This window comes from Lapillicoccus sp. (genome assembly GCF_039935575.1).
Lineage (GTDB): Bacteria > Actinomycetota > Actinomycetes > Actinomycetales > Dermatophilaceae > Lapillicoccus.
In genome coordinates, this window is sequence record NZ_JBDTKA010000107.1 from 20,147 (window position 1) to 29,725 (window position 9,579).

Annotated in this window: 7 protein-coding genes; 4 read left to right on the top strand and 3 right to left on the bottom strand. The window is 69.8% G+C overall.

Annotated features, from left to right (window positions below):
• The first annotated feature begins 11 nt into the window (after nt 1–11).
• The 3 genes from ABI385_RS13000 to ABI385_RS13010 are packed head-to-tail and all read left to right on the top strand — an operon-like array spanning nt 12 to nt 4,521.
• Nucleotides 12–2,381, top strand: a complete 2,370-nt coding sequence (locus tag ABI385_RS13000; protein ID WP_348104173.1) for an MMPL family transporter — start codon at nt 12–14, stop codon at nt 2,379–2,381.
• Nucleotides 2,378–3,427: a Gfo/Idh/MocA family oxidoreductase gene (locus ABI385_RS13005; protein WP_348104174.1), complete on the top strand. Its 1,050-nt coding sequence runs from the start codon at nt 2,378–2,380 to the stop codon at nt 3,425–3,427. The genes ABI385_RS13000 and ABI385_RS13005 overlap by 4 nt, the downstream gene beginning before the upstream one ends.
• Nucleotides 3,424–4,521 carry an NAD-dependent epimerase/dehydratase family protein gene (locus ABI385_RS13010; RefSeq protein ID WP_348104175.1) on the top strand — a complete coding sequence of 366 codons (1,098 nt, stop codon included), beginning with the start codon at nt 3,424–3,426 and terminating at the stop codon, nt 4,519–4,521. The genes ABI385_RS13005 and ABI385_RS13010 overlap by 4 nt, the downstream gene beginning before the upstream one ends.
• A gap of 61 nt (nt 4,522–4,582) precedes the next feature.
• Here ABI385_RS13010 and ABI385_RS13015 read toward each other — a convergent pair whose 3' ends face one another.
• On the bottom strand, nt 4,583–5,737 hold the full coding sequence (locus ABI385_RS13015) for a HAMP domain-containing sensor histidine kinase (protein ID WP_348104176.1): 1,155 nt from the start codon (nt 5,735–5,737) through the stop codon (nt 4,583–4,585).
• Between the two features lies 1 nt (nt 5,738).
• Complete coding sequence (locus ABI385_RS13020) at nt 5,739–6,638, bottom strand: response regulator transcription factor (protein WP_348104177.1); 900 nt, start codon at nt 6,636–6,638, stop codon at nt 5,739–5,741.
• Nucleotides 6,639–6,842: 204 nt separating this feature from the next.
• On the opposite strand from ABI385_RS13020, the gene ABI385_RS13025 reads away from it, so the two are divergent.
• On the top strand, nt 6,843–8,546 hold the full coding sequence (locus ABI385_RS13025; protein ID WP_348104178.1) for a serine/threonine-protein kinase: 1,704 nt from the start codon (nt 6,843–6,845) through the stop codon (nt 8,544–8,546).
• A 50-nt stretch (nt 8,547–8,596) separates the two neighbouring features.
• Here the strand turns inward: ABI385_RS13025 and ABI385_RS13030 are convergent, their stop codons facing one another.
• Nucleotides 8,597–9,514, bottom strand: coding sequence for a TIGR01777 family oxidoreductase (locus ABI385_RS13030; RefSeq protein ID WP_348104179.1), 918 nt, complete (start codon nt 9,512–9,514; stop codon nt 8,597–8,599).
• Between the last annotated feature and the right edge of the window lie 65 nt (nt 9,515–9,579).

Genomic DNA, 9,579 nt, shown 5'->3' on the forward strand with positions numbered 1-9,579 from the left:
ATGATGTGCACATGACAAGCGAGACCACAGCCGAACCCGCTGGCTCTGCTGAGCAGTCCGACCAGACCAGCCCGGGCGGTCGAACCCCTGAGCAGGGTGCTCGCAAGGCGGTACGCATCGTGGCCGCTCTCGCAGTTCTCGCGTGGCTCGCGATCGGAGGGATCGGCGGCCCGCTCGTCGGGCGCCTGTCCGAGGTGCAGTCCAACAACAACGCGAACTTCCTGCCGCCCTCGTCCGAGTCGGCGCGGGTGAGCACCGTCGTCCAGCAGGCCACCGACACCAAGACGCTGCCCTATCTCATCGTCATCGAGCGCACGGACGGGCTCACCACGAGCGACCTGGCGGCCATCTCCAGCTTCGTCAAAGGCATCCCCACGCTGCCGCTGCCCGAGGACAAGTCCCGCACGGTGGGTGAGTTCCTGCAGGCGCCACCGAGCGCCGCCATCCCGAGCCAGGACAAGCAGGCCGTGCTCGTGCCGGTGTCGTTCCTCGCGGACAAGGCCCAGGACACGGTCGGCGGCAAGTCCGCGCTGTACGAGGTGGCTCAGGCGCTGCGGGGCGCCGGCGCCGCGCAGCTCGGTCCGGCAGGCATGGCCGTGCATGTCACCGGGCCGGGAGGGTTCTTCGCTGACTTCGTCATCGCGTTCTCCGGCATCGACGGAATCCTGCTGCTCGTCGCCCTCGGGGTCGTCTTCGTCATCCTGCTGATCGTCTACCGGAGCCCGATCCTGCCCTTCGCCGTCCTGATCACCGCGGTCTTCGGGCTGTCCCTTGCCGTCCTGGTGATCTTCCCGCTGGCCAAGAACGGCTCGATCGACCTCAGCGGCCAGAGTCAGGGGATCCTGTCGATCCTCGTCGTCGGTGCCGCGACGGACTACTCCCTGCTGCTCGTGGCGAGATACAAGGAGGAGCTGCACGAGCACGAGTCGACGTGGGAGGCGATGAAGACGGCCTGGAGGGCGGCCGTGGAACCTATCGCAGCGAGCGCGGCAACGGTCATCATCGGGCTGCTGTGCCTGCGGCTCTCCGAGCTCGGCAGCACGAAGGGCCTCGGCCCGGTCGGTGCGTTCGGGATCGCCGGCGCCTTCGTCGCTTCGCTCACGTTCCTGCCCGCCGTGCTGCTGCTCATCGGCCGGCGGATCTTCTGGCCCCAGGTCCCACGCGTCGACCACGCGGTCAATGACGGCGTGACACAGAAGGGAGTCTGGGGACGGGTCGCACGGATGGTGGGCGCCCACCCGCGACGGACCTGGGTCGCCACATTTGTCCTGCTCGCTGCCTGCGCGGCGTTCGTGCCGACGTTCCAGGCCAAGGGGGTCACCCAGTCCGCCCTGTTCCTCACCTCCGTCGACTCGGTCACCGGGCAGGAGGTCCTGGCCAAGCACTTTCCGGCGGGTTCCGGCTCACCGGTGCAGATCGTGGCGCCCCAAGCCCAGGCCCAGCAGGTCGTCCGGGTCCTCGGCACGGTCGACGGTGTGCGCGACCCGGTCATCGGGACGACTCCTGGTCAACCGCCCAAGGTCGTCGACGGGCAGGTCGTCATCCAGGCCACCCTGGTCGCCGCGGCTGACAGCGTCGAGGCGGAGGACACGATCGACACCCTGCGGACCACCCTCGACCAGGTGTCTCCCGACGTCCTCGTCGGAGGAAGTACCGCCTCGAACCTCGACGTCCGCGAGGCCAGCGACCACGACCTGAAGGTCATTGTCCCGACCATCCTCGGGGTCATCTTCGTCGTGCTGGCGCTGCTGCTGAGATCGCTCGGCGCGCCACTGCTCCTGGTGGCGGCCAACGTCCTGTCGTTCGGGGCGACGATTGGCGTCTCCGCGATCGTGTTCAACCACATCTTCAAGTTCCCCGGTTCCGACCCCTCGACGCCGCTCTATGGGTTCGTCTTCCTCGTCGCTCTCGGCATCGACTACTCGATCTTCCTGATGACGCGGGTCCGCGAGGAGTCTCGGGTTCGGGGGACCAGACCCGGCATCCTCGTCGGACTGGCGGTCACGGGCGGGGTGATCACCAGCGCGGGAGTCGTTCTCGCATCGACGTTCTCGGCGCTAGCGGTGCTGCCGATCCTGTTCCTCGCGCAGATCGCGTTCATCGTGGCGTTCGGCGTGCTGCTCGACACCCTGGTCGTCCGCAGCCTCCTGGTGCCCGCGCTCTCCTACGACCTCGGCGACCGGATCTGGTGGCCGTTCGGCATCCCACGCGCCGGTGCGCACGAGAAGGCGGCGGTTCGCCTCACCCAAGAGCCGCACAACGCGACCGAGCCCACGACGGGCGAGGAACCGTCGAAGGTTCATCAACCGAGGATCTCCGACGATAGACCGCCCTCGGAGGAGGCGTCCGAACCGGACGAGGTCAGTGAGGTGACTCGATGACGCGAGTGGGTCTGGTCGGCTACGGCGGCGCCGGCAAGGGGTTCCACGCGCCGCTGATCCAGCAGGCGGGCCTCGACCTGGTGGCCGTCTCGACAAGCAACCCCGGACGGGCCGCCGAGGTCGCCACCGATGTCCCGGGAGCCGTCGTCGTCCCCGACATCGACGCACTGCTGGCTGTGGCCGGGCTGGACGTCGTCGTCCTCGCGTCGCCCTCCAACGTGCACGTGGAGCAGGTGCACCGGGTCGCTGAAGCGGGCCTGGCGGCGGTCGTCGACAAGCCGCTCGGAGTGGACGCGTGCGAGGCGCTCGAGGCTGTCGACGCCGCGGCGGCGGCAGGCATACCCCTGACCGTGTTCCAGAACCGGAGATACGACCCGGAGTTCCGCACTCTCGCACGGGTGGTTGCCGACGGGACCGTCGGCGACATCGTGCGGGCCGAGCTGCGTTGGGAGCGATGGCGCCCGGTTCCCAAAGACCGGTGGCGGGAAAATGCCGCACCCGAGCAAGGCGGCGGCGTGCTGCTCGACCTGTTCAGCCACCTCGTCGACCAGGCGGTCCAGCTGTTCGGCCCGGTGACTTCCGTGTACGCCGAGCTCGCCGCCCATACGACCTTCTCCGAGGACACCGCCTTCCTCAGCTGCAGGCATGAGTCGGGTGTCGTCTGCCACCTCGGGTCGACGTCGTTGGCCGCCGCTCCCGGACCTTCGGTACGCCTGCTGGGTACCAGCGCGGCATACGTCGTCGGCGCTCTCGGGCTCGAGTCCACGGCGTTCACCGAGTTCCTGCCGGCGGACCCACAGCACCTGGGCTGGCTGGTGCGCGGCGACGAGCGCGAGCCCGTGGTGGGTCTCGGCGGCGACCAGGCGGACTTCTACCGTGAGGTCGCCGCGGCCCTGGTGGCAGACGACCCCCAGTCGGCGATGCCGGTGGACCCGCATGGAGCCGTCCATGTCCTGGCCGTCATCGACGCAGCGCGGGTCAGCTCGACCGGGGGCCGCGTTGTCGACGTCATCACGCCCGGCACGACACCCGGTCAGGTTGCGTGACCACGAGTGGGCCGCGAGCCGCGGCCCCATTGCGTGTCGTCGTCACCGGAGGAGCGGGGTTCATCGGGATCCCTGTGGTGGCAGCGCTGCTCGCCCACGGCCATGCCGTGACGGCCGTCGACGACCTCCGCGCCGACGTCCACCGGGACGGCGGCAAGGGTGCGACCTCGAGGCTCGCGACGTTCGGCGTGCCGCTGGTCGTCGGTGACGTTCGTGACAGTGCAGTCGTCCGGGAGGTGCTCTCGGGCGCGGAGGCAGTCGTCCACCTCGCGGCCAAGGTCGGACTGGGCGTCGACATCGACGACATGGACGACTACGTCTCCAGCAACGACCTCGGCACTGCCGTCGTACTTCGTTCCGCTGCGGCCCAGAACGTCCCGCGCTTCGTCCAGGCCAGCTCGATGGTGGTCTACGGCGAAGGTCACTACTCCTGCGCCGATCACGGTGTGGTCCCGCCTGGTCCCCGGACGCGGGAGGCGTTGCAGCGCAAGGTGTTCGATCCGCCCTGCCCCATCTGTGGCGCGACACTCGTCCCCGGTCTCGTCACCGAGGAGTCGGGTCTGGACCCTCGCAACACCTATGCCGCCACGAAGGTGATGCAGGAGCATCTCGCGTCGGTCTGGGCGCGAGAGACCGGCGGAACTGCTGTCTCCCTGCGGCTGCACAACGTTTATGGGCCGGGTATGCCGCGCAACACTCCCTATTCGGGGGTGGCAGCAATGTTCCTCTCTGCTCTGGATCGTGGCGTAGCGCCCACGGTGTTCGAGGACGGTGGCCAGCGACGGGACTTCGTCCACGTCGGGGACGTCGCCGAGGCGTTCGCTGTGGCCGTGGGGACGTCGGCGATCGAGCCGGGTACGCATCGCGCCTACAACGTGGGTTCGGGTGTGGTGAGCACGATCGGCGACGTCGCCCGGGCTCTCGCTGGGACCCGCGGTGGGCCGGAGCCGGTCGTGACCGGGGAGTTCCGGCTCGGGGACGTCCGGCACATCACCGCGTCCAGCGAGCGCGCTGCGACGGAGCTGAGCTGGCGAGCCACGATCACCCTCGCCGCAGGCGTGAGCGACCTCGGCGTCCCCGCTGACCACGCCTGACACCAGATCAGCTGATCGCGGTTTCGCCTCATTGAGCCGTGGTGCGTCAGAACCTGCGACGTCAGGCCGAGTCGCTCACCGGTTGTTGAGGCAGGGTCACGCCGAACCGGCAACCCCCCGGGACGTTCTGGATGTCGATCGACCCTTCGTGGGACTCGATGACCCCGCGGGCGATGGCGAGGCCGAGGCCCGCGCCGGCGTCGGTGCTACTCCGCTCGGGAGCAGCGCGCCAGCCGATGTCGAAGACGCGTTCGAGATCGCCATCGGGGATTCCGCCACACCCGTCTGTGACGCTCACGTGGATCCGGCCGTCCTCGCCGCGGTCGGCCGACACGACGACCTCACGACCGGGCGCGGTGTGGCGTACGGCGTTGCCGAGCAGGTTGGTCAGGGCGCGGGCCAGATCGTCGGCGATGCCGACGACTGCGAGCCGGTCGTCTCCCGGTTCGACCTCGACCCGAACCGTCACTCCACGCCGTCGCGCGTGAGCGTCGAGCTCGGCGGTGACGTCGTGGACGAGCTCGACGAGGCTCACCATCGACCGCGTGCGGGACTGCGACGAACGAGCCGCGTTGACCCGAGACAGCTCGAAGAGGTCTCCGACCAGTCCCGTCATCCGGTCCACGGTCTGTCGCATCTGACGGAGGGCGGCGGGTCGGTTCTGGATGACGCCGTCCTCCAAGCCCTCGGCGAGGGCACGAAGTCCCGCCAGCGGTGTACGCAGATCGTGCGACATGAACGCCACGAGCTCTCGGCGGCTGTCCTCGAGCGCGGTCGCCCGACGTTGCGCTTCGTCGAGGCGAAGTCGTGTCAGCTCGAGCTCGGTCGCGAGAGAAGCGATTTCCCCAGGGGCGCCCGACGGCCGTCCTGAAGACTGTGGGGATGCCTCGTCACGGTTCGCACTGCCCAGGTCGCGCAACGCGCGGGTCAAGGACCGGGAGCCCTGTGCGACCCGCCGTCCGAGAACGAGCGACAGCAGCACGCCGATGACGCTCGCGCAGGCGAGCGCGACGGACACGGCCGTCGAGTCGTGGGTCGAGATGAACATCAGCTGCACGTTGAGCAGGATCGACGCACTGACCGCGACCAGGGGGATCAGCGCGGCGACGACCACGGACCAGACGAGCGAACGCCTCCTGACCAGGTGCAGGGCGAGGGCTCCCACCGCGGCGGTCACCAGGCATACGAGCACCGTTGCCATGACGATCGCCGCCATGTCACCCACGTTCGCCCCCCACCGTCGAGTCCTCGGTGACGACCGGACCGTCGAACCGGTAGCCCGCCCCTCGCGCGGTCACGACCAGGCGCGGGTCCGACGGGTCGTCCTCGACCTTCTCGCGCAACCGTCGCACGTGCACGGTGACGGTCGAGGTATCGCCGAAGTCCCAGCCCCACACCCGGCGCATCAGCTGCTCCTTGGTGAAGGCCTGGCCGGGGTGGCTCATCAGGTAGGCCAACAGGTCGAGCTCGCGGGGAGTCAATGAGATGTCCGCGCCGTCCTGGGTGACCCGCCGTGCGGCCAGGTCGAGGCTGAGGCCGCCAGTCGTCAAGCGACGGGGGACAAGCTGCTGCCCGGAGGTCGCGGCGGCGAGGCGTTCGGCCCGGCGCAGCAGTGCCTGGACGCGACCGACCACCTCACGCGGCGAGAACGGTTTGACGAGGTAGTCGTCGGCGCCGAGGTCGAGACCGAGCACACGGTCGTCCTCGTCGCCCAGGGCGCTGAGGACGATCACCGCCGCGGTGTCGTCGTCGGAGCGGCGCCGGCGCAACACCTCCAGGCCTGACATGCCGGGCAGCATGATGTCGAGGATCACCACGTCGGGGCGGGTTCGGGTCCAGTCCGCCAGGGCGCTGGGGCCGTCCGTTGCCACGGTTGTGGTGAAGCCGGCACGGACGAGGTATGCCTCGAGCACGCCCGACACTGTCGGGTCGTCCTCGACCACCAGCACGGATGTGACCACAGGCTGAGAGTAGGGCGGCTCGGGCGTCATCAGGACGTACCGATGTCGATAGCTGGCTGCCGTAAGCGGTTCGTCATCGAGCTCGTTGCCTTCTGGGTCGTGCATCGTGATGAACCCGGCCTCCATCGAGGACGTGATCTGTACTTCTCTCGTCATGGCCCCACCCTCGCGGGGACCACCGACCGAGCAAAGCGGCTCTCGCCTGTGCCGGGAAGTTCCGCGTCTCGATCACGGCCGGCGGCTCTCCGGTGGTTCTTCTTACGCGTTACGCGAGCCCGCACCATCGTCAGGTGGGCTTTGACGCGGGCCACCTGTGGACAACTCACTGGCCGGTGGGCTCCAGGCGAGCAGCATGGTCTGGTGACCCTCGCCAGCCTCGCGACACTCGACCGGGACCTGCCACCGGAGGTTCCGGGTTATGACCTCGGAACGTTTCTGGGGCGCGGCGCGTCGGGCAGCGTCTGGTCCGCGCGTGCGACTGCCGGTGGGGACGAGGTCGCCATCAAGCTGTGTTCCGCCGGCTCCGACGCACCAGGGGAGGGGGCCCGCGAGCTGGACGTGGCTGCCCTGGTCACGAGCGAGCACGTGGTTCGGGCACGCGAGCGACTCGTGCTCCCTGACGGAGGAGTCGCCGTCGTCCTGGACCTCGCCGATGGTGGCAGCCTGCACGACGTCGTCGCGTTGCGGGGGACTGTGCCCGTCGGTGAGGTCGTGACCGTCGTGGCTCCGTTGGCCACCGCACTCGCCCATCTGCATCGGGCCGGTATCGTGCACGCCGACGTCTCCCCCGGCAACGTCCTGTTCACCATCTCGGGCAAGCCCATGCTCGCCGACCTCACCTCGGCGAGGCTGCCGGGCGACACCGAGAGCAACCCTCCGGTGGGGACGACGGGCTTCACGGCTCCCGAGGTGCTCGCCGGAGACCTGCCCAGCGAGGCCAGCGACGTGTGGGCACTCGGAGCGTTGATCTGGTTCGCGCGGACCGGAGGAGCCACACCGCCGGGCTGGGTCGGGTGGGCACGCGGGTCGGGCTCACCGCAGTCCGGCCGCGCGGGTGCCGTCGATGCGGTGGCGCTGGAGCTCGAGGAGATCACCGCCGCGGTCGGTCCCCAGCTGCGGCCCGTGCTCCTGCGGCTGCTCGCCAGCGACCCGGCGGCGCGGCCGTCGGCGGCGACGGCCGCTCTCGCCGTCTACCGGGCGGCACTTCCCGAGCCGGTGGTGCTCGTCGGGCGCCACCTCGATCCCGCTGCAGCGGTGACGAACCGCCTGCGCCGTGAGGCGGCGGAGACCCGCAGCCGAGCCGAGCTGCGCCGGGTGCAGCGGGACCGCGAGCGGCAAGCACGACGAGCGCGCCGCGTGCAGATACTTCGACGGGTCCGGCCAACCCGGGTCGGTCTGACGTCCCGCACCCGGCTGGTCATCGTGGCGTTGGGCGGGCTGGTCCTGGCCGGCGCGCTCCTCGGACTACTCAAAGTCGCCGGTGGTCACGAAGGCGGTCTCGTCGCCTTTGCCGGGGGACCCGACGTCGCCACCATCACCGCCGACACCCCAAGCACCGCCGACACCCCAAGCACCGCAAGCACCTCTGAGACCACAGGTATCTCAGGCCATTCCGGGACGTCAGGCGCCTCTCGGACCGCAGGCAGCACCCAGGCCACGGGCCTGACGGGGGTCCTGTCCAGTGACCCGGCGGTAGTCCTGCAGCGGCTCGCCGAGGTGCGCGCCTCGGCGCTCGAGGACGTGGACCCCAGCGCGTTGCTCAGCGCCGAACCCTCCGTATCCGCGGCTTATCGAACCGACGCCGCGATGATCGAACACGTCAAGGTCGCCCGCCAGCGATATGTCGGGTTGACGTTCCCCGTGCGGTCGGCCCAGGTTCTCTCGGTGTCCGACGGAGAGCCGGCCGTGGCCGTGCTACGCGCGGTCGTGGACCGGGGAGCGTACAGCGTGCTGCACCAGGACGGCAGCCGGGAGCAGCAGACGGCCACCGCAGGACTGCCGCTCGACTATCACCTCCAGGTCGTGGACGGCGCCTGGCGCCTCACCGACGTGTCGGCGCCATGACCCGCCATGACCCCCTGCGCCCGGGGGGGCGCACAGGCGAGTCGACAGGGTCAGAGGATGGTCGTGACAGCGCTCGCCAGGTCACCGTGGACGAACTCGAACCCGCTCGCCTGCAACGCCGTCGGCACCACCCGCTGGCTACCGAGGACTTCGCTGGAGAACTCGCCCAGCGCGATCCGGAGCGCGAACGCCGGGGCCGGGAGAACGGTGGGGCGGCCCAGCTGTCGACCCAGCTCGTCGACGACCGCCTTCTGACGCATCGGGTCAGGTCCCACGACGTTGACCGGGCCGACGACCTCACGATGGTCGACGAGGTGGACCAGGGCGCGTACGACGTCGTCCAGGGTGATCCATGGCCAGTATTGTTTTCCCGAGCCCAGGGATCCGGCCAGACCCAGCCGGCCGAGCCGTACCAGCGGAGCAAACGCACCGCCTCCGCGCGACATGACCAACCCGGTTCGCGACATGGCGACCGGAGCACCGGCGGCGCTGGCGGGATCGGTAGCCGACTCCCATGCCTGGACCACTTCGGCGAGGAACCCCTCACCGGCGGGACTGTCCTCGGTGAGCACCTCATCACCCCGGTCGGTCCCGTAGAACCCGACGGCCGACGCGTTGACCAGCCGCACGGCGCTGCCATGGGCGGCAACCGCCGTGGCGACGGCGGTGGTGCTGTCGGTGCGAGAGGTGACGATCAGCTGTTTGTAGTCCGCCGTCCACCGCTTGTCGGCGACGCCTGCCCCGGCCAGGTGCACCACTACGTCGACGCCCTCGAGTGCGCCGGGGTCGAGGTGACGGGTGGTGGGGTCCCACTCGACCTCGGACGCGGTGCGTGCCTCGCGACGCACGAGATGCACCACCCGGTCGCCGCGGGCGACCAGGTAGGTGGAGAGCGCGCTGCCGATCAGACCGGACGCGCCGGTGATGACGACGCGACGACTCCCGGGAGAGCCTCCGGCCTCGCTCACAGGCCGAGCGAGGCCTCGAACTGACCCTCCTCCAGACGGGTCTTCATCGCACCGAGGAACCGGGC

Bases quoted from the DNA above. Each gene is read 5' to 3' on its own strand.
- ABI385_RS13015 (WP_348104176.1), bottom strand. From the start codon at position 5,737: ATGGCGGCGATCGTCATGGCAACGGTGCTCGTATGCCTGGTGACCGCC.
- ABI385_RS13005 (WP_348104174.1), top strand. From the start codon at position 2,378: ATGACGCGAGTGGGTCTGGTCGGCTACGGCGGCGCCGGCAAGGGGTTC.
- ABI385_RS13000 (WP_348104173.1), top strand. From the start codon at position 12: ATGACAAGCGAGACCACAGCCGAACCCGCTGGCTCTGCTGAGCAGTCC.
- ABI385_RS13020 (WP_348104177.1), bottom strand. From the start codon at position 6,638: ATGACGAGAGAAGTACAGATCACGTCCTCGATGGAGGCCGGGTTCATC.